The organism is Aeromicrobium erythreum, from assembly GCF_001509405.1.
GTDB classification, from domain to species: Bacteria; Actinomycetota; Actinomycetes; order Propionibacteriales; family Nocardioidaceae; genus Aeromicrobium; species Aeromicrobium erythreum.
Genome location: NZ_CP011502.1, coordinates 708,198 through 727,384, shown reverse-complemented (window position 1 = coordinate 727,384; position 19,187 = coordinate 708,198). Strand labels below are relative to the sequence as shown.

Sequence of the window (19,187 nt, the reverse complement as noted above, 5' to 3'; positions counted from 1 at the left end):
CCGCGACGCGTGCGGGAGCCGTCAGCTTCGTTGCGCTCACGCCGTGGCACCCGGCGCGAGGCTCATGTTCTCCTCGAAGGAGCCGGGGGGCGGCGTGATCCCGTGCTCGCGGCACCAGGCGCCCGGCTCGCGCTGCCCGGCCCGCGGACGACCGTCGGAGGGCTCGAGCTGGCGCGGGATCGGCGGCAGGGGCGGCATGTCGAGCTCGGCCTCCGCGGCCAGCTCGGCGGCGTCCTTCTCCTCGGACATGCCGATCGGGCCGACGCGCTGGGCGTTGAGGAACTGCGCCACGACCGGCTCGGTCGAGGACAGGAGCATCTCGCGCGGGCCGAACATCGCCAGGTGCTTGTGGTAGAGCAGGCCGATGTTGTCCGGGACGGTGCGCGTGGAGTTGATGTCGTGCGTGACGATCAGGAACGTCGCGTCGATCTGCGCGTTCAGGTCGATGAAGAGCTGGTTGATGTAGGCGGTGCGCACCGGGTCGAGGCCGGAGTCGGGCTCGTCGATGAGCAGGATCTCCGGCTCCAGGACGAGGGCGCGCGCCAGGCCGGCGCGCTTGCGCATGCCGCCGGAGATCTCGCCGGGCAGCTTCATCTCCGCGCCGGCCAGACCCACGATGTCCATCTTGTCCATGACGATCTGTCGGATCTCGGACTCGGACTTGCGGGTGTGCTCGCGCAGCGGGAACGCGCAGTTGTCGAAGAGGTTCATCGAGCCGAACATGGCGCCGTCCTGGAACAGCACGCCGAACAGCTTGCGGATCTCGTAGAGGTCCTTCTCCTTGCACGTCGCGATGTCGACGCCCTCGATCCAGATGTGGCCCTCGTCGGGCTTCAGCAGACCGATCAGCGACTTCAGGAACACCGACTTGCCCGTACCCGACGGACCCAGCATCACCGAGATCTCACCCGCGGGCAGCGTCAACGAGACGTCTCCCCAGATCAGCTGCGACCCGAAGCTCTTCGTCAGGTTCTCGACCTTGACCTCGACGCCCACGGACCCCTCCTCCACTCCAGCGCGACCCGGACACTCACCACGGGGTCCGGGTCGATGTGACCCGGACCACCTATTGTAACGACACTGTGCGACGCCGGTTACGAGAACTCCCTCATGAGTTGACTCGTCAGTAACGTGTCGCAGGTCTCAGCGACCGTACCTCATGCAACTCGGGGTGACAAAGGTGGCATCCGTCACGTGGACGGCACCGTCATGACTCGTCGCCCGCGCCGTCACGGGGCTGCTACCCGGCCGTCGTCGAGGCCGGCGCAGGGACTTTCGACCCGTGACCGGTGGGTCCGCGGGGTGCGGTCGTCGGCGGTCCGCTCCCGCAGCGGTGTGGGTTCGTGTGGAGGTGGGAGCGAGCCGCGGTGCACGTGATCTCGGACCGGGGTCGCGTCGAGCACGAGGTTCCGCGTCCGTGCGCTGGGACCCCAGGGATGCTGCGTCCGCTGCGGTATCCCGGCGCGGACGCAGAGAGGTTCGCCCTGGTACGCACGAATGCAGGGTCGTGCGTCTGCGGTGCTGTGGATCTCGAGCAGCGTTCTGCGTCCGCGTGCCGACGACACAGGGACGCTCGGGACGAGCGGCTCTACCGGCAGGACGCGAAGGACCCCCGCCGCACCCGGTGTCCCGGGGCGACGGGGGTCCTCGTCGACGTCACTGCGGACGTCAGGCTGACAGCCTCAGATCACTTGAGCGTGACCGTGGCGCCGGCGGCCTCGAGGGCCTCCTTGGCCTTGTCGGCGGTCTCCTTGTTGACCTTCTCCAGGACGGGCTTCGGAGCGCCCTCGACGAGGTCCTTGGCCTCCTTCAGGCCGAGGCTCGTGAGACCGCGCACCTCCTTGATGACCTGGATCTTCTTGTCGCCGGCCGACTCGAGGACGACGTCGAACTCGTCCTGCTCCGCAGCCTCCTCGGCGGCGCCGCCGCCGGCCGCGGGGGCGCCCGCAGCAGCCACGGCCACGGGGGCAGCAGCGGTGACCTCGAAGGTCTCCTCGAAGGCCTTCACGAACTCGGAGAGCTCGATGAGGGTCAGTTCCTTGAATGCGTCGAGCAGCTCGTCGGTGCTGAGCTTCGCCATGATTGGCGTCCTTTCGTTGGTGAGACCCCGAGGGGGTCCCGATGTGAATCGGGCGTTCAGCCCTCGGAGTCGGTCTCGGCGGAAGCCTCGACCTCGGGCGCCGTCTCGGCCGCGGGGGCCTCGTCGGCAGTGTCGGCGGCAGGCGCCTCCTCGGCCTTCTTCGCCTCGAGGGCCGCCACGAGGCGGGCCGTCTGGGCGAGGGGGGCGTTGAAGAGCGACACGGCGTTCTGAAGGCTGCCCTTCATCGCGCCCGCGAGCTTGGCGAGGAGGACCTCGCGCGACTCGAGGTCCGCCAGCTTCTTGACCTCGTCGGCGTCGAGAGCCTTCCCGTCGAGGAAGCCTCCCTTGATGACGAGGGTGGTGTTGGCCTTCGCGAAGTCACGCAGACCCTTCGCCGCCTCGACGACATCGCCCTTGATGAAGGCGATGGCGGTCGGACCCGTCAGCAGGTCCTCGGACAGCTCGACCCCGGCCTCGCGGGCCGCGATCTTGGTCAGCGTGTTCTTGGCGACGGCATAGCTCGCACCCTCACCGAGCGAGCGCCGCAGTTCCTGCAGCTGCTTCACGGTGAGACCGCGGTACTCGGTGAGGACGATGCCGTCCGACTCGCGCAGGCTCTGCGCGAGCTCGGCGACGGCGGCGACCTTCTCCGCGTTTGCCATGGGTCTCCTTCAGGTGGTCGTTGCCTACGACCGACGCCATGCAGGGATGCGCACGTCGGGAGGCTCTGGGAACCCACCACCATGAGGACACCTGCGCGGGCCGCCTCGTTCGAGGCACTTCACGGGACCCAGGTGGGACCCGACCAGCGGTCTTCGGCTGCACCAGTCTACGCACGAGCCCCCGCAGCACCAAATCCGGTGCGACGGGGGCTCGGCGAGGGCGTGCAGGGACCTACAGGGAGCCTGCGCCCATCTGGCCGAGGTCGACGTCGGAGATCTGGTCCTGGGCGGGCGCCTCGATGGAGACGTCCTCGCCCCACTTGCTGTAGTCCATCGTCATCGCCGTGCCCGCGAGGTCCAGCGTGATGCGACGCGGGAGGTTGTCGGGGCCGATCCACATCGTGTAGACGATCTCCTTCGGCAGCTGCGACGACGCGCCCGCGCCGGCCGCGCCCAGCTGGGAGACGATCTTCTGGGAGTCGACGCCGACGACGTACGGCTTGGCCTCGACGCCGTCGATCTGCTTGGCCGCGCCCTTCTGCTCGAAGCTCGTGATCGAGCCCTGCAGCTGCTCGATCTGCTTGGAGGGGTCGACGCTGTCCAGCAGGCCGCTGAACTGCTTGCCGATCGGGTTGCTCGTGTCGTTGAGGTCGATCTTCGCGAACTTGTTCTGCGTCATCGGGCCCATGTTCATGTAGAACACGCCGTCGACGAGACGCATCTCGATGTCGCCCTGCGCGCCGGCGGACATCTTCATCGCCATCTTCGTGTCGGCGACGTCCTTCGCGACCGCGACGTCGCCGCTGGCCTTGATCTCCTGGCCGCTGACGCCGAAGTCCATCTCGACGTGGCTGGTCTTGGCGTCCTGCTGGGCCTGGGAGACCTCGGTGAAGAAGTTGTCCTTCGTGAGCGTGGTCGACGCCTTCTCGCCGACGGAGGACGAGTCGCCCTTCGCCTGGGAGGAGTCGTCACCGCCGCACGCGGCGAGGGTGGTGCCGGCGGCCAGCACGAGGGCCAGCGCCGCGGTGGTCTTCTTGAGGCGAAGGTTCATGTTTGGAGCGTACCTGCCGCTCGAAGGGGTACGCGAGGTGACGGATGGTCTCCCGCGGGGGCATCCTGGCATGCTCGACGAGACCCCCGTCACACGCAGCGGCGTCGTGACGTACGGCGAGGAGGACACGTGATCGAGGTCGTCGGAGGCACCACCGACCAGCAGGAGCAGGAGCTCGCGCGCTACGCGGTGCTCACCGAGCCGGTCGGTCGCGACCTGCAGGCGCTCGTCGACCTCGCGGCGCAGGCCTGCGACGTGCCCAGCGCGGCCATCAACATCATCACGCGTGACCAGCAGCACCAGATCGTCGCCACGGCGGGGATCGCACCGTCGGTGTGCTCGCGGTCGGACTCGATGTGCGCGGCGGTGATGGCCGAGCGCGACGCCGTCGTGGTGCCGGACGCCACCGTGGACGAGCGCTTCCGGACCAACCCGTTCGTCACGGGCGTCATCGGAGCCGTTCGGTTCTACGCGTCGGCCCCGCTGGTGACGCCCGACGGCGTGCACCTCGGACGGCTGTGCCTGTTCGACGAGTCCGCGCGCGAGCTCACCCCGGAGCAGGAGACGTCGCTGCGCACCGTGGCCGAGCAGGTCATGGACGTGCTGGAGCTGAGGCTGCGCACCCGGGAGCTCGAGCGCGCCAACCACCACCTGGCGCTCTTCGCCGGGCAGGTGAGCCACGACCTGCGCAGCCCGCTCACCGCGATCCTCGCCAACGTGGAGCTTCTGGAGACCGAGCCGGTCGTCGCCACCCGCGGGGACCTCGGCACGGTCGTGCGGGCGGTCTCCGACGCCGGCCGTCGCATGAACCGGATGATCGAGGAGATGCTCGAGTTCGCCGTGCGCGGCGGACGCCTCTCCCTCGTCGACACCCCGCTGGAGCACGTCTTCACCCTCGCCCTGACCGACCTCGAGCCCGTGGTGCGCCAGGGTGGCGCGACGGTGACGGTCGGGATGCTGCCGACGGTCCGCGCCGACGCGGACATGCTGTACTCCGTCGTGCTGAACCTGCTCACGAACGCGCTGAAGTTCACGCGCCCCGGCGTCCCGGCACAGGTGAGCGTGACCGCGCACCGCCACGGCGACGCCTGGCGGGTGACGGTGGCCGACAACGGCCGGGGCATCGAGCCCGAGCGGCGACGGGAGGTCTTCGACCTGTACGACCGCGGCGACGACCCCGACAGCCACGGCATCGGCCTGGCGACGACGCGTCGGCTCGTGCAGGCCCACGGCGGCCGGGTCGGGGCGGAGGACTCCCCGGCCGGTGGCGCGGCGGTGTGGTTCGAGCTTCCCGCGGGGTAGCCGCCGACCGGTTCCCAGACGTGGAGTGCGTGGGGATCTCGTGGGGGACTTCTGTGGATCTCGGCTCCGTAGCGTCGTCGACATCACCTCGACCACGCAGCACCGCACAGGAAGCCACACCATGAACACCAAGAAGGTCCTCCTCCCCCTCGCCACCCTGCTCGCCGCCGGCGCCGTCGCCATCGGCTCGGGCGCGACGTTCACCTCCAGCACGGCGAACACGATCAGCTCGGTGACGTCGGGCACCCTGACGCACACGAACTCCAAGAACAACGCGGCGGTCTTCTCGCTGTCGAACATCAAGCCCGGCGACGTCGTCAACGGCAGCCTCACCATCACGAACACCGGTTCGCTGCCGGCCTCGTTCAGCCTGACCGAGACGTCCTCGACGAACGGCTTCGCCGACAACGCGCTCTCGCTCACCATCACCAACACCACGACGGGCACGAAGGTCTACGACGGCAACTTCGGCGGCCTGACCGACGGCCAGAAGAACCCGCTCGGCACCGTCGACCCCGGCGTCGCCAGCTCCTACACCTTCTCGGTGCGCCTCGCCGACACGGCGGACAACACGCAGCAGGGCAAGACCGCCTCGGCCGCCTACAGCTGGGACTCCACGCAGCTCGCCGCCACCACCACCAACCAGTGAGACCAGCCCGGACGTGACGTGGAGGGAGGGTCACGTCCGGGTCGCCCGGCACGCGGGGAGGGCCGCAGCGCCGGGCCCGAGGGGGCGCGCTCGTCGCGCGCCTCCTCGAACCACCTCCACCGCCACCAGCCACCACGGCCCGTCCACCGCCAGCAGGGAGAGCACCATGAGCACCTCAGCGCAGCACCGCGTCGAGCGTCGCACCGCACGCCGCGTCACCTCCTCGGCGGTCAACGCGCTCCTGGTCGTGGCGACCCTCGCCGGTCTGGCCTACCTCGCGCCGAGCCTCCTGGGCTACCAGCGCTACGTGATCACCGGTGGCTCCATGACCGGGACCATCGACAAGGGCTCGATCGTCCTCGAGAAGGCCGTGCCGGTCGCGGACCTCGCCGTCGGCGACGTGATCACCTACCAGCCTCCCGCCGACAGCGGCGTCCCCAACCTCGTGACGCACCGCATCATCGAGATCGGCACCGCGGAGGGCGGTGGCCGCCTGCTCCGGACGCAGGGTGATGCGAACCCGCAGCCCGACCCCTGGCGGTTCTCGCTCACCGCGCCCACGCAGCCCGTCGTCCGGCACCACGTGCCCCACGTCGGCTGGGTGCTCGTCGCCCTCGCCGACCGCGACGTGCGCGTGCTCGTCCTCGGCGTGCCCGCCGGCCTCGTCGCGCTCGCCAGCGCCGTGGAGCTCCTCCGGGCCCTCCGCGAGGGTCGACGCGGCCGCGACCGTCGGGCGCGGGCCGAGCAGGTGCTGGCACCGTCGAGCGTCGCGCCCGCCACCCCCTGACCTGCTTCGTGGAGCGCGCGTGACCTGCGCGTGACCGTCCTGTGGAGCCCCTCTTCGTAGCGTGGGAGACATGCCGATGAACGCCCGCCACCTCGCTCCGGCGCCTGCCCGGCGCCGCCTGCCCCTGGTAGGTCTCGTGGCGGTCCTCGTCGCCGTCGCGGTCTCCGCGACCGGCTTCTCGTCGGCGACGTTCACGGCCCGCACGATGAACTCCGTTAGCACCGTGACCGCCGCGGCGGACTGGACGCCGCCCACCGTGGCCGTCACCCCGCCGACCGGCGGCAGCGTGAGCGGCACGGCGACGATCGCCGCGACCGCGAGCGACGCACAGTCCGGGGTCGCGCAGGTGGTCGTGCAGTACCAGGCCGCGGACGCCGCCACCTGGACGACGCTGTGCACCGACACGACGGCGCCGTACTCCTGCGCGTGGGACACCCGCACGGGCACCACCCCCGACGGTCCGTACGACCTGCGCGCGGTCGCCACCGACCGCGCCGGCTACAGCACGACCTCCGACGTCGTCCGCACCTACGTGGCCAACAGTTTCGCCATCGCGCTGTCGCCCGTCGCCGACGCCGTCAGCGGCACCGTCACGGCGACCATGACCGTCTACAACGCGGGCCTGCCGTTCGGCACACCGCGCCTGGAGTACGCACCGGCCGGCTCCGGCCGCTGGACGACGGCCTGCACCGGGGTCCTGCTGGTCTCGAACGTCGCGACCTGCCAGTGGAGCACCGCGAGCCTCGCCGACGGGTCCTACGACCTGCGCGCCGCGGTCGTGGCCGGCGTGACGACCTACACGTCCGTCGTGCAGACCGACGTGCTCGTCGACAACACCCGCCCCACGGTCACCATGGTCGACCCCGGCACGCCGCTCAGCGGTGTGCGCACGTTCGCGGCGACGGCGTCGGACGCCGGAGCGGGCGTCGACACGGTCGACCTGCAGTACGTGGCGGGGACCTCCGGCACCTGGCGCTCGCTGTGCACCGTCACGGCCGCTCCGTGGTCGTGCCGCTTCGACACCACCGCACTGCCCGACGGCACCTACTCCGTCCGCGCCGTCGCGACCGACGGCGTCGGCCTGCAGACCACCTCCGCGGTCGTGACCGGACGCGTCGTCGACAACACCGTCTCCTCGGTGTCGATGACCGACCCGGGCACGTACCTCACCGGGACCGTCACGCTCGCCGCGAGCGCCAACGCCCCCGCCGGCGCGACGTCGGTGCGGATCCAGCGCGCCGTCGCCGGCAGTGGAACCTGGACCGACGTGTGCACCGACACGACCGCGCCCTACAGCTGCGCCTTCGACACGAGGACGGTCGCCGACGGCAGCATCGACCTGCGCGCCGTGCTGCTGGACGCCCGCGGCACGACGACCGTCTCGAGCATCGTCGCGGGCCGGGTCGTCGACAACAGCCCGGTGCGCGCCCTCGACGTGCAGGCCGCCAACGGCGGCGGGACCGTGGGCCGGCTCGACAGCGGCGACACCGTCACGCTCACGTACAGCGAGAAGGTCTCCCCCGCGTCGCTCGTGGCCGGGTGGGACGGGACGGCGCGGGCCGTCACGGTGCGGCTTCGCGACGGGGCGGTCTCCTCCGTCGGCTTCGGCTCGAGGGACGACACGCTCGACGTGCCCGGCCTGAACCTCGGCAGCATCAACCTGCGGGCCGACTACCTGAAGAACGGCAAGACCCTGCAGTGGAACGGGACCGTCACGGCCAGCACCGTCACCGTGGGCACGGCGACGCGCACGGTGGTGACGATCCGGCTCGGTGCGGTGAGCTCGGGGACGGGCCTGCGCACCGTGACCACCGCGGCCACGATGGTCTGGAGCCCCTCGGCCAGCGCCACGGACCTGACCGGTCAGAAGTGCTCCACCGCGCCGGCCACCGAGACCGGCACCGCCGACCGAGACTTCTGAGGCGGACCGACCGTATGCTTCCTGAGATGTCGCCCACCCTGCTGGTCGTCGAGGACGACGACCAGATCGCCGCCCCGCTCGTGCGCACCCTGGAGCGCGAGGACTACGTCGTCGAGCGTGTCGCGACCGGCGGCGAGGCCCTCGAGCGGCTCGCCGCCGAGACCGTCGACCTCGTCCTGCTCGACCTCGGCCTGCCCGACGTCGACGGGCTCGAGGTCTGCCGGCGGGCCCGGGCGTCCGGCTACGACGGCGGCGTCATGATCCTGACCGCGCGTGGCGGCGAGCTCGACCGCGTCGTCGGCCTCGACGTCGGCGCCGACGACTACCTGCCGAAGCCGTTCGCCCTCGCCGAGCTGCTGGCCCGGGTGCGTGCCCTGTTGCGGCGCACGGCGCGGACCGCACCGGCCGTCCCCGACGACCCGGTCGCCGGCGGCGTCCGGGTCGACCGTGACACGCGCCGCGCCTGGGTCGACGGCACCGAGCTCGGGCTGACCGTCAAGGAGTTCGACGTGCTCGCCCTGGTCGAGTCCGCGGGCGGGAGCGTCGTCACGCGCGAGCGCGTGATGGACGAGGTGTGGGACGAGAACTGGTTCGGCTCCACGAAGACCCTCGACACGACGATCGGACGGCTGCGCCAGAAGCTCGAGGACGCCGACGCACCGGCGCGGCTCGTCACCGTGCGGGGCGTGGGCTTCCGCTGGGAGACCGGCGGCGCCGATGCGTGAGCGGCTGGTCGCAGCGTTCGTCGGCCTGGCCCTGCTCGTGCTGCTGCTGTCGACGACGTCCGACCTCGCCGACCACGGCGTGCTCGCGCACGTGGCCGCCGCGCTCGCAGCCGCCGTGCTCGCGGGAGTGGTCGGCCTCGTCGCCGCCCGGCACGTGACCCGACCGTTCGACGACCTCGGCCGCACCCTGCAGGAGACGACCGACCGGCTCGACGGCCAGGTCGACCGCGAGCGCGCGATCGCCGTGAGCGCCTCCCACGACCTGCGCACCCCGCTCACCGCCCTACGCCTCTCCCTGGAGGACCTGACCCGCTGGGAGCAGGTGCCGGCCGAGATCACGGTCGAGCTGGAGCGCGCCATCGGCGAGGTCGACCGGCTGGGCGCGGCGGTCGCCGACCTGCTTGAGGAGCGACGCGACGTCAGCACGGCCGAGGAGCTCGACGTCGACCTCGTCGCGCTGACCTCCACCGTCGTCGACCGGTGGCGCGAGCCGCTGTCGGACCAGGGCCGCGGGCTGGTGCTGGGCGCGGCGGCGCCCGTGCGGGCGCGCGTGGCCTCCGAGCCGGTGCGCCAGGTCGTCGACGCCCTGGTGGCGCACGCCGCCACCCGGGGCAGCGGCACGGTGACCGTCGACGTGGCGCAGCTGCGCGACGTCGTGCACGTGCGCGTCGGCGACCTCGGCGGACGACGGGTGCCCGTGGGCATCCTGCACGGCGACGACGCGGCCGCCGAGGACGCGGGCCTGACCGCCGCGGCCACCACCGCCGAGGCCGTCGGCGGCTACCTGACCGTCCCGGACGCCCCCGGGTCGCAGCTGCAGCTGATCCTCCCCCGGCGCTGCCCGTCAGCCTGACCAGGGACGGCAGCCACAAGGGGGCCGCCCTCACGCACAGGACCCCCTCCGCCGATGGCGGAGGGGGTCCTGGTGGGACGACGCAGGCTCAGGCCTCGTCGGCCGCCGCGAAGTTGCGCAGGTGCGACGGGTCGACCGGAACGCCCGGACCCTGGGTCGTGGAGACCGTGATCTTCTTCAGGTAGCGGCCCTTGGAGCTGGCCGGCTTGAGACGCAGGATCTCCTCGATGGCGGCGCCGTAGTTCTCGGCGAGCTGCTCGGCGGAGAACGAGGCCTTGCCGATGACGAAGTGCAGGTTCGCGTGACGGTCGACGCGGAACTGCACCTTGCCGCCCTTGATGTCGCTGACGGCCTTGGCGACGTCGACGGTCACCGTGCCGGTCTTGGGGTTCGGCATCAGGTTGCGCGGGCCGAGGACGCGGCCGAGGCGACCGACCTTGCCCATCATGTCGGGCGTGGCGACGACGGCGTCGAAGTCGAGCCAGCCGCCGTTCACCTGCTCCACGAGCTCGTCGGCACCCACGTGGTCGGCGCCGGCCTCACGGGCGGCGTCGGCGTTGGCGCCGGTGGCGAAGACCAGGACCCGGGCGGTCTTGCCGGTGCCGTGGGGCAGGTTGACGGTGCCGCGCACCATCTGGTCGGCCTTGCGAGGGTCGACCCCGAGACGCACGGAGACGTCGACGGTGGAGTCGTAGTTCTTGCTGCCCGACTCCTTGGCCAGCGTGGTGGCCTGGAGCGGGGTGTAGAGGGCGTCGCGGTCGATCTTCTCGGCGACGGCGCGGTACGCCTTGCTGCGCTGTGTCATGTCTGGCTTCCTTCGGTTGTGCACCAGGTGTGGTCTCGCGGGCCCAGCCGGCCCTGCCACGTACTGCTCGGTGGGGGTTGGTCAGTCGGTGGTGACGCCCATGGAGCGGGCGGTTCCCTCGACGATCTTCATGGCCTGGTCGATGTCGTTCGCGTTCAGGTCCGGGAGCTTCGTCGTGGCGATCTCGCGGATCTGGTCCTTGCTGAGCTTGCCGACCTTGTCCTTGTGCGGGACGGGCGAGCCCTTCGCGAGGCCGGCGGCCTTCTTGATCAGCTCGGCCGCGGGCGGCGTCTTCGTGACGAACGTGAACGAACGGTCCTCGTAGATCGTGATCTCGACGGGGACGACGTTGCCGCGCATGGACTCCGTGGCGGCGTTGTACGCCTTGCAGAACTCCATGATGTTGACGCCGTGCGGGCCGAGCGCCGTGCCGACGGGCGGCGCGGGGTTGGCCTGGCCGGCCTGCAGCTGCACCTTGACGAGCGCTGCGACCTTCTTCTTGGGAGGCATTCTTCTTCGGGTCCTTCTGGTGGATGGGTGGTGCGGGTCGAGGTGGCGGACGTCGGCCGGGCCGACGTCGGGGTCACACCTTCTGGATCTGGGTGAAGCTCAGCTCGACCGGGGTCTCGCGACCGAAGATCTCGACCAGGGCCTTGACCCGCTGAGCGTCGAGGTTGATCTCCGTGATGGTCGCGTGCAGCGTGGCGAACGGACCGTCGACGACCATGACGGAGTCGCCCGTCGCGAAGTCGGCGAACTCGACCTTGGGGGACGAGGCCGTCTGCTGCTGCTCGGGGGCGTCGGCCGCCTGCTGGGCGACCTCGGCCTCCACCGCCGGGGCGAGCATCTGCTCCACCTCGGCGAGGCTGAGGGGCACGGGCTGGTGGGAGTTGCCCACGAAGCCGGTGACCGACGGCGTGTGGCGCACGACGCCCCACGACTCGTCGGTGAGGTCCATGCGGACCAGGACGTAGCCGGGCAGGACGGTGCGCTTGACGAGCTTGCGCTGGCCGTTCTTGATCTCGGCGACCTCCTCGGTCGGGACCACGATCTCGAAGATGTAGTCCTCGGCGTTGAGGGAGGTGATGCGGTTCTCGAGGTTCGCCTTGACCCGCTTCTCCATGCCGGAGTACGTGTGCACGACGTACCAGTCGCCGATCTGGCTGTGCAGGCGCTCGCGGAACTCCGCCAGGGCGTCGACCGGGGCGGCGTCGACGGGGGCGTCGGCCTCGAGGTCGGCGTCGACCTCGGCCTCGTCGGCCTGGTCGGTGTCGACCGTCTCGTCGGGTGCGTCGAGCGTGTCGAGGTCGTCGGTGGTCTCCTCGACCTCGGGCGCCTCGTCGGCGGCCTCGACGTCGGAGAGCTCCTCGACCTCGACGGGGCTCGTCTCGGGGGACTGTTCAGTCACAAGGTTCCTCTGCGGGTGTGCGTCTGGGGTTCACGCGAAGACGGCGAACATCGCCTTGCCGAACCCGTAGTCCAGGCCGGCGACGAACGCCATCATGATCAGGACGAAGACGAGCACGACGAAGAAGTAGTTGACGACCTGCGGTCGCGTGGGCCACACGACCTTGCGCAGCTCCGCGACGACCTGGCGGTAGAAGGTCAGCGGGGAGGTGCGCCGCTCCTTCGTGGCCGACGTCTCGTGGCTCTCGCTCACGGTGTTCCCTTCGTTGGATCGTGCTGGTCTGGTGGTGCGTCGTGCTGGCACGGCACGAGGGACTTGAACCCCCAACCTTCGGTTTTGGAGACCGATGCTCTGCCAGTTGAGCTAGTGCCGTCTGCCGGTGACCCTGGTCGACCACGCCCGTCCTGCAGGCAGGGACGAGGGCATGACGAGACAGCGTGACTTTCTCACCGGTCAGACCAGTGTACGGGGTGGGAGGCGGCGGAGTCGAACCGCCTCGGGACGGACGGGCCGGTGCGCTGCGCGCGGGTTCGTCGACGTCGCCGGTGCGCCGGGTGCGGTGGGCCTCGTCCCGCTGCTGCGCTGCCTGCCTTCGTCGTGACCTTGGTGGGGGCCGGCCTCGGGTCTCGGGCTGTGGCCCGCGTGGACGCAAGAATCTGCGTTCGCGTGCGGAAGATCGAAGGCTTCTGCGTTGACTACGGGATCCCGTCGTGAACGCAGAAGCGTTCGACCGGCCGGCCCCCTCGTCAGTGGATTGCACCCGGCCACCCGGTCGAGGCACTTTCGGAAGCCACCCCCAGCGCGAGCCGAGCAGCGCAGCAGCAAGGTCACCCGGCGTGAACACAATGTGCGCGACTGGCCGGTAACCGGCGGGCGGGCGTATGACTGGGGATCGTGACTCACTCGACGACCGAGAGCGCGGTCGGGGCCTCCCCCGCGCCGAACGTGTCCCACTCCATCACCGTCCGCCTGGAGGTGCCCGCCGGCGGCACCGCCGTCGGCCACCTCACGACCACGGTCGAGCAGAGCGGCGGCGTCGTGACCGCGCTCGACGTGGCCGCGTCGCGCGGCGACGCGCTGCGCATCGACCTGACGATCGCCGCCGGCGACACGCACCACGCCGACCGCATCACCGACGCGCTGCGCGCGATCCCCGACGTCGAGGTCAAGAAGGTCTCCGACCGCACGTTCCTCATGCACCTCGGCGGCGTCATCGAGACCGCGTCGAAGCACGCCCTGCGCAACCGCGACGACCTGTCGATGGTCTACACGCCCGGCGTCGCGCGCATCTGCCAGGCGATCGCCGCCGACCGCGAGGACGCGCGCCGACTCACCATCAAGCGCAACAGCGTCGCCGTCGTCACCGACGGGTCGGCCGTGCTCGGCCTCGGCAACATCGGCCCGCACGCCGCCCTGCCGGTGATGGAGGGCAAGGCCGCCCTGTTCAAGACCTTCGGCGGCATCGACGCCTGGCCGCTGTGCCTCGACACGCAGGACGTCGACCAGATCGTCGAGATCGTCGCCGCCGTCGCCCCCGGCTTCGCCGGCGTGAACCTCGAGGACATCTCGGCGCCCCGCTGCTTCGAGATCGAGGCACGGCTGCGCGAGCGCCTGGACATCCCCGTCTTCCACGACGACCAGCACGGCACCGCCATCGTCGTGCTCGCGGCCCTGCGCAACGCGCTGCGCGTGGTCGAGAAGTCGCTCGAGGACGTGCGCGTGGTCCTCGTCGGCGCAGGCGCCGCCGGCACCGCCATCCTGCGGCTGCTGCTCGGTGCCGGCCTGAGCGACGTCGTCGTGTGCGACGTCGACGGCATCGTCTCGACCGAGCGCGGCGACACCGACCCGACCCTCTGCTGGATCGGCGAGAACACGAACCCGCGCGGGGTCACGGGGACCCTCAAGGACGCCCTGCGCGACGCCGACGTCTTCATCGGCGTCAGCGCGCCGCGCCTCATCGACGCCGCCGACGTCGAGACCATGGCCGACGACGCCGTCGTGTTCGCCCTGGCCAACCCCGACCCGGAGATCGACCCGTCGCTGGCCCGCCAGCACGCGCGGGTCGTCGCCACCGGACGCTCGGACTACCCCAACCAGATCAACAACGTGCTCGCGTTCCCGGGCATCTTCCGCGGTCTGCTCGACGCGCACAGCCACGGCATCGAGGTGCCGGTGCTGCTCGCGGCGTCGGAGGCCATCGCCGCGTGCGTCGAGGACGACGAGCTGAACGCCGACTACATCGTCCCGAGCGTGTTCCACCCGGAGGTCCACCACCGGGTCGCCGACGCCGTGGAGAAGGCCGCCCGCGCGGTGGAGAAGGCACACGAGGCCTGAGCGGCGCGGGACGGCTACCGTGGCTCCATGAGTGCCGCGAACGCCGTCCCGTCGCCCGGCCGGACGTTGCGCGTACTCGCGCTGGCGCTCTGCTCGTCGCCCCTGTTCGTGCTCGTCGCCGTGCTCGTGGTGCTGCCACCGTCCGAGGGTCGGCTCACCCTCCCGGTCGCCCTGGGCGTGCTGGCGCTCGTCGCCGCGGCGTTCGCGTTGGCGCAGGCCGTCGGCTACCGCGCCGCCCCGCTGCCGCCCGGGCTCGGCGAGGCGGAGGCACGCCGACGCTCCGTCGCCACCTACCAGACGCTGATGATCCTGCGCTTCGTCGTCACCGAGGTGCCGGTGATCCTCGGTATCGCGCTCGCGTTCACGCTCGACGAGGGGCCCTGGCCGTTCGTGCTCGCCGTCGTGGCCGGGGTGCCCTCGATGCTGTTCCACGTGCTCGTGCTCCGCTCCACCGTCGACCGGGTGCGCGCCGGGCTCGAGTCCGGCGGAGCCCGTTCGTACCTCGACGAGGCGCTTGCCGCGTGAGGCCGGTCGCCACGCTGCCGAAGGCGCACCTGCACCTGCACTTCACCGGGTCGATGCGGCACGCCACGCTGGTCGAGCTCGCCGACCGCGACGGCATCCGCCTCCCGCCGGCGCTCGTCGAGGAGTGGCCCCCGCAGCTCGTCGCCACCGACGAGAAGGGCTGGTTCCGCTTCCAGCGGCTCTACGACGTGGCCCGGTCGGTCCTGCGCACCGAGGCCGACGTCCGCCGGCTCGTGCTCGAGGCCGCCGAGGACGACGCGCGCGACGGCTCGGTGTGGACCGAGATCCAGGTCGACCCGTCGGGGTACGGGGCCCGGTTCGGGGGGATCACCGCGTTCACCGACCTCGTCATCGACGCAGCCCGCGACGCGACCGAGCGGACCGGCACGCACGTGGCCGTGGTCGTCGCGGCCAACCGCACGCGCCACCCGCTCGACGCGCGGACGCTGGCCCGCCTGGCCGCCCAGTACGCGGGCCGCGGCGTCGTGGGCTTCGGTCTCTCCAACGACGAGCGACGCGGCGACACGGCCGCCTTCGCGCCCGCCTTCTCCATCGCGGAGCGGGCAGGCCTGTCGCTCGTGCCGCACGGCGGCGAGCTGCTCGGCCCCGCGCACGTGACCCAGTGCCTCGACCACCTGCATCCCACGCGCATCGGGCACGGGGTCCGCTCCAGCGAGGATCCTGCGGTGCTGTCGCGCGTCGCCGACGCCGGGGTCGCGCTCGAGGTGTGCCCGACGTCGAACGTCTCGCTGGGCGTCTACGCCACGCTCGAGGAGGTGCCGGTGCGCACGCTCGTCGAGGCCGGCGTCGACGTCGCGCTGGGCGCCGACGACCCGCTGCTGTTCGGCTCGCGCCTGGCGGGCCAGTACAGCGTGCTGCGCGCCGCCCAGGACTTCAGCGACGACGAGCTAGCGACCCTCGCGGCGATGTCGGTCCGTCGCTCCCACGCCCCCGACGACCTCAAGGCCGAGGCACTCACCGGCATCGAGCGCTGGCGGACCTCGTGAGCCCGTTGGGGCCTGGCGCGGCCGAACGGCACCCCGCCGCCGAGCGCGCCTACGCGACGGGGCTCGCGTCGGTCGTCGGCGGACTGCTCGTGGTGCCGCTGCTGCTCGGCCCTTGGGCCTGGTACCTGGGCGCCGGCGTGCTGCGCGACGTCGAGCGCGAGCCGGGACGTTGGACGGGAGCGAGCCGCGCCCGCGCCGGCGTCGTCCTGGGCGCGGTGGCGACCACGGCGCTCGGCCTCGCCGTGCTCGCCCTGGTCGGCTGGGCCGTCGTCGAGCTGGTGGCGCTGCGCCGCGACACCGGCTACTGAGAGGCCGTCCGCCCGCTGGTGCGCGACGCGGCGCAGGGACGTCTCAGAGCGCGCAGCCGACGAGCACCGGCTCGGGCACCAGGGTGACGCCGAACGCGTCGCGCACGCCGTCGCGGACCTCGCGGGCGAGCGCGAGGACGTCGGCGCTCGAGGCGTCGCCGCGGTTGGTGAGGGCCAGCGTGTGCTTCGTGGAGAGGCTGGCTCGGCCGTCCGCCGTGGCGTGGCCGCGCTCGAACCCCGCCGCCTGGATCAGCCATGCCGCGCTCGTCTTGACGCTGCCGTCGGGCTGCGGGAACCGGGGGGCGGCCTCGGGCAGCCGCTGGGCCGCCTCGGCGTCGAGCACGGGGTTGGTGAAGAACGAGCCCGCGCTCCAGGTGTCGGGGTCGTCGGCGTCGAGCACCATGCCCTTGGAGCCGCGCAGGGCGAGCACCGTGCGTCGCACGTCGGCGAGCGGGGCGCGGTCGCCGACGTCGACACCGAGCCGCGTCGCGAGCTCGGCGTAGGCGATCGGGGCCGACAGGTCGCCGAGGCGCAGCTGGAAGGCGACGGCCAGGACGACGTAGCGTCCCGGCTCGGCCTTGAACCGGCTGTGCCGGTAGCCGAAGCCGCAGTCGACGGCGAAGATCGTGCGCACCTTCTGCTGGGTGCGGTCGTACACCCGCACCCAGGCGATCGTCTGCGCGACCTCCTGTCCGTAGGCACCGACGTTCTGCACCGGGGTCGCGCCCGTGGATCCGGGGATGCCCGACAGCGCCTCCATGCCGACCCAGCCCGACTCCACCGCGAGGGCGACGAGGTCGTCCCACGGCTCCCCCGCCTGCACGACGACCTGCGCACCGCTGCACGCGTCCGCCTCGACCTGGACACCGCGGGTGCGGACCAGCACGACCGTGCCGTCGAACCCGGCGTCGTCGACGACCAGGTTGCTGCCGCCCGCCACGAGCAGCAACGGCGTCGCGGCGGCGTCGGCGGTGCGGACGGCGTCGACCAGCTCGGCCTCCGTCGTCACCTCCACGACGTCGCGGGCGGGACCACCCAGGCGCAGCGTGGTGACGTCGGCGAGCTCCATGCGTCGAGCCTAGGACCTCACCGCCAGCACGCCTCCCCGCGGTCCACCCCCTCCCGTGCGGGACGCGTCGCGGGAGGGCGTCAACGCACGAGACCCCCGACCATGCGGTCGGGGGTCTCGGGAGGAACGAGGTTCAGCGGGTCTCGCGGTGGACCTGGTGGGTCTTGCAGCGCGGGCAGAACTTCTTGAGGTCGAGACGATCGGGATCGTTGCGACGGTTCTTCTTGGTGATGTAGTTGCGCTCCTTGCACTCGGTGCAAGCCAAGGTGATCTTGGGTCGAACGTCGGAGCTCTTGCTCGCCACGGGTCTGCCTCTTCTGGTCTGGGGGTGGTGCTGCCGGGATGCGGTAGCTGGGGCGGGACTCGAACCCGCGACACCACGATTATGAGTCGTGTGCTCTAACCACCTGAGCTACCCAGCCACGGAGGGACGAGTTCTCGTCTCTCAGAGCCCCTTTACGGAATCGAACCGTAGACCTTTTCCTTACCATGGAAACGCTCTGCCGACTGAGCTAAAGGGGCAAGCCGAGAAGCAACACTACAGGTAGTCCCGTGCAGGACGAAATCGGGGGTACCCCCCTCGACCGTGACGCCCTCAGGGCCTGCAAGCGCGCGCGAGACGCGCCGGCCACAGCGGTCCGCCGTAGATGAAGCCGGTGTAGGCCTGCACGAGGTCGGCACCCGCGGCGAGCCGGTCGCGGACGTCGTCGGGCGTGGTCACCCCCCCCACCCCGACGAGCGCCACCTGCTCCCCCACGCGGTCGCGCAGACGGGTCAGCACCTCGGTGGCCCGGTCGGCCAGCACGGGGCCGGACAGGCCGCCCGCGCCCGCCGCGTCGATCGTCGCGCGGTCGGCCAGCAGCGAGGCGGGACGCTCGATGGTCGTGTTCGTGGCACTGATGCCGTCGAGCCCCAGCTCGAGCGCGAGGTCGGCCACCGCGTCGACGTCGGCGTCGGCGAGGTCGGGGGCGATCTTGACGACCAGCGGCACCCGCCGACCCTGCGGGAGACGCTCGGTGACGTCGCGCACGGCGGCCAGGATGGGGCGCAGCGCGTCGACCGACTGCAGGTCGCGCAGACCCGGTGTGTTGGGGCTGGAGACGTTGACGACCAGGTAGCTCGCGTAGGGCGCGAGCAGCCGGGCGCTCTCGACGTAGTCGGCGACGGCCTCCTCGGCCGGCACGACCTTCGTCTTGCCGATGTTGACGCCGACCACGGCGTCTGCCCCGACCGCGGTGCGCCGCAGACGGTGCAGCCGGGCCGCGACGACGGCGGCGCCGTCGTTGTTGAAGCCCATCCGGTTGATGACGGCGCGGTCGTCGACGAGCCGGAAGAGCCGGGGGCGTGGGTTGCCGGGCTGGGGGCGGGCGGTCACGGTGCCGACCTCGACGTGGCCGAACCCGAGGCCCAGCAGCCCGGGCACCGCGCGGGCGTTCTTGTCGAAGCCGGCGGCCAGGCCGAAGGCGTGCGGGAACGTCAGCCCCATCACCGTGCGCGGCGCGGGCGGGACCGCCGTGAGCGGTCGCGCGAGCCGACCTCCGAGGCGGATGGCCCGGAAGGCCTGCTCGTGCGCGACCTCCGGGTCCATGCGGGCGAAGACCGTCGAGAACAGCGCGTCGTAGACCACGACCGCCAGCCTAGTGCCGGCGCCGGACCGACCCCGACGACGACGTCGGTCCCGCCCTCCCTGTTGAGGAGCGG

Annotated in this window: 21 protein-coding genes and 3 tRNA genes; 10 read left to right on the top strand and 14 right to left on the bottom strand. The window is 71.6% G+C overall.

All coding sequences use genetic code 11. From position 1 onward, the window contains the following. Positions 1-36: 36 nt before the first annotated feature. The 4 genes from Aeryth_RS03585 to Aeryth_RS03570 form a co-directional block, all read right to left on the bottom strand. A complete protein-coding gene (locus Aeryth_RS03585) occupies positions 37-996 on the bottom strand; it encodes an ABC transporter ATP-binding protein (RefSeq protein ID WP_067854749.1) in 960 nt (319 codons plus the stop codon). A gap of 691 nt (positions 997-1,687) precedes the next feature. Beyond that, positions 1,688-2,080: a 50S ribosomal protein L7/L12 gene (gene rplL / locus Aeryth_RS03580; protein ID WP_067854746.1), complete on the bottom strand. Its 393-nt coding sequence runs from the start codon at positions 2,078-2,080 to the stop codon at positions 1,688-1,690. A gap of 56 nt (positions 2,081-2,136) precedes the next feature. Beyond that, complete coding sequence (gene rplJ / locus Aeryth_RS03575; protein ID WP_067854740.1) at positions 2,137-2,742, bottom strand: 50S ribosomal protein L10; 606 nt, start codon at positions 2,740-2,742, stop codon at positions 2,137-2,139. A gap of 232 nt (positions 2,743-2,974) precedes the next feature. After that, complete coding sequence (locus Aeryth_RS03570; RefSeq protein ID WP_067854737.1) at positions 2,975-3,793, bottom strand: SCO4651 family lipoprotein; 819 nt, start codon at positions 3,791-3,793, stop codon at positions 2,975-2,977. 129 nt (positions 3,794-3,922) lie between these two features. On the opposite strand from Aeryth_RS03570, the gene Aeryth_RS03565 reads away from it, so the two are divergent. From Aeryth_RS03565 to Aeryth_RS03540, 6 genes are all read left to right on the top strand, one after another. Further along, a complete protein-coding gene (locus Aeryth_RS03565) occupies positions 3,923-5,095 on the top strand; it encodes a sensor histidine kinase (RefSeq protein WP_067854735.1) in 1,173 nt (390 codons plus the stop codon). Between the two features lie 121 nt (positions 5,096-5,216). Continuing rightward, positions 5,217-5,744 (top strand): TasA family protein, encoded by a 528-nt coding sequence (locus Aeryth_RS03560; RefSeq protein ID WP_067854733.1) that lies wholly within the window; start codon positions 5,217-5,219, stop codon positions 5,742-5,744. 166 nt (positions 5,745-5,910) lie between these two features. Then, a complete protein-coding gene (locus tag Aeryth_RS03555; protein WP_067854726.1) occupies positions 5,911-6,531 on the top strand; it encodes a signal peptidase I in 621 nt (206 codons plus the stop codon). A gap of 70 nt (positions 6,532-6,601) precedes the next feature. Next, a complete protein-coding gene (locus Aeryth_RS03550; RefSeq protein WP_144433649.1) occupies positions 6,602-8,452 on the top strand; it encodes an Ig-like domain-containing protein in 1,851 nt (616 codons plus the stop codon). Between the two features lie 26 nt (positions 8,453-8,478). Continuing rightward, on the top strand, positions 8,479-9,177 hold the full coding sequence (locus tag Aeryth_RS03545; protein WP_067854724.1) for a response regulator transcription factor: 699 nt from the start codon (positions 8,479-8,481) through the stop codon (positions 9,175-9,177). Beyond that, a complete protein-coding gene (locus Aeryth_RS03540) occupies positions 9,170-10,030 on the top strand; it encodes a histidine kinase dimerization/phospho-acceptor domain-containing protein (protein ID WP_067854719.1) in 861 nt (286 codons plus the stop codon). Before Aeryth_RS03545 ends, Aeryth_RS03540 begins: the two co-directional genes overlap by 8 nt. Before the next feature lie 88 nt (positions 10,031-10,118). Here Aeryth_RS03540 and rplA read toward each other — a convergent pair whose 3' ends face one another. From rplA to Aeryth_RS03515, 5 genes are all read right to left on the bottom strand, one after another. Next, positions 10,119-10,835 (bottom strand): 50S ribosomal protein L1, encoded by a 717-nt coding sequence (gene rplA, locus Aeryth_RS03535; RefSeq protein WP_067854716.1) that lies wholly within the window; start codon positions 10,833-10,835, stop codon positions 10,119-10,121. Positions 10,836-10,916: 81 nt separating this feature from the next. Beyond that, positions 10,917-11,345, bottom strand: coding sequence for a 50S ribosomal protein L11 (rplK, locus tag Aeryth_RS03530; protein ID WP_067854713.1), 429 nt, complete (start codon positions 11,343-11,345; stop codon positions 10,917-10,919). A 73-nt stretch (positions 11,346-11,418) separates the two neighbouring features. Further along, positions 11,419-12,243, bottom strand: a complete 825-nt coding sequence (gene nusG, locus Aeryth_RS03525) for a transcription termination/antitermination protein NusG (RefSeq protein WP_067854710.1) — start codon at positions 12,241-12,243, stop codon at positions 11,419-11,421. 30 nt (positions 12,244-12,273) lie between these two features. Then, positions 12,274-12,495, bottom strand: a complete 222-nt coding sequence (secE, locus tag Aeryth_RS03520) for a preprotein translocase subunit SecE (RefSeq protein WP_067854707.1) — start codon at positions 12,493-12,495, stop codon at positions 12,274-12,276. A gap of 45 nt (positions 12,496-12,540) precedes the next feature. After that, positions 12,541-12,616, bottom strand: a tRNA-Trp gene (locus tag Aeryth_RS03515). Positions 12,617-13,137: 521 nt separating this feature from the next. Between Aeryth_RS03515 and Aeryth_RS03510 the strand changes: the two genes are divergently transcribed. The 4 genes from Aeryth_RS03510 to Aeryth_RS03495 are packed head-to-tail and all read left to right on the top strand — an operon-like array spanning position 13,138 to position 16,417. Beyond that, positions 13,138-14,577 carry an NAD-dependent malic enzyme gene (locus Aeryth_RS03510; RefSeq protein WP_067854704.1) on the top strand — a complete coding sequence of 480 codons (1,440 nt, stop codon included), beginning with the start codon at positions 13,138-13,140 and terminating at the stop codon, positions 14,575-14,577. A gap of 27 nt (positions 14,578-14,604) precedes the next feature. Continuing rightward, entirely contained in the window at positions 14,605-15,102 is a 498-nt protein-coding gene (locus Aeryth_RS17815; protein WP_067854697.1) for a hypothetical protein, read from the top strand. Next, positions 15,099-16,109 (top strand): adenosine deaminase, encoded by a 1,011-nt coding sequence (locus Aeryth_RS03500; protein ID WP_067854691.1) that lies wholly within the window; start codon positions 15,099-15,101, stop codon positions 16,107-16,109. The genes Aeryth_RS17815 and Aeryth_RS03500 overlap by 4 nt, the downstream gene beginning before the upstream one ends. Further along, on the top strand, positions 16,106-16,417 hold the full coding sequence (locus tag Aeryth_RS03495; RefSeq protein WP_067854688.1) for a hypothetical protein: 312 nt from the start codon (positions 16,106-16,108) through the stop codon (positions 16,415-16,417). Before Aeryth_RS03500 ends, Aeryth_RS03495 begins: the two co-directional genes overlap by 4 nt. Before the next feature lie 43 nt (positions 16,418-16,460). Here the strand turns inward: Aeryth_RS03495 and Aeryth_RS03490 are convergent, their stop codons facing one another. From Aeryth_RS03490 to Aeryth_RS03470, 5 genes are all read right to left on the bottom strand, one after another. Continuing rightward, positions 16,461-17,486, bottom strand: a complete 1,026-nt coding sequence (locus tag Aeryth_RS03490; protein ID WP_067854686.1) for a UDP-N-acetylmuramate dehydrogenase — start codon at positions 17,484-17,486, stop codon at positions 16,461-16,463. 133 nt (positions 17,487-17,619) lie between these two features. Continuing rightward, positions 17,620-17,790, bottom strand: coding sequence for a 50S ribosomal protein L33 (gene rpmG / locus Aeryth_RS03485; protein WP_055964149.1), 171 nt, complete (start codon positions 17,788-17,790; stop codon positions 17,620-17,622). Positions 17,791-17,834: 44 nt separating this feature from the next. Beyond that, positions 17,835-17,908: transfer RNA gene (locus Aeryth_RS03480), tRNA-Met, on the bottom strand. Positions 17,909-17,935: 27 nt separating this feature from the next. Further along, positions 17,936-18,008: transfer RNA gene (locus tag Aeryth_RS03475), tRNA-Thr, on the bottom strand. Between the two features lie 73 nt (positions 18,009-18,081). Then, entirely contained in the window at positions 18,082-19,113 is a 1,032-nt protein-coding gene (locus Aeryth_RS03470) for a quinone-dependent dihydroorotate dehydrogenase (RefSeq protein WP_083516226.1), read from the bottom strand. Positions 19,114-19,187: the final 74 nt, after the last annotated feature.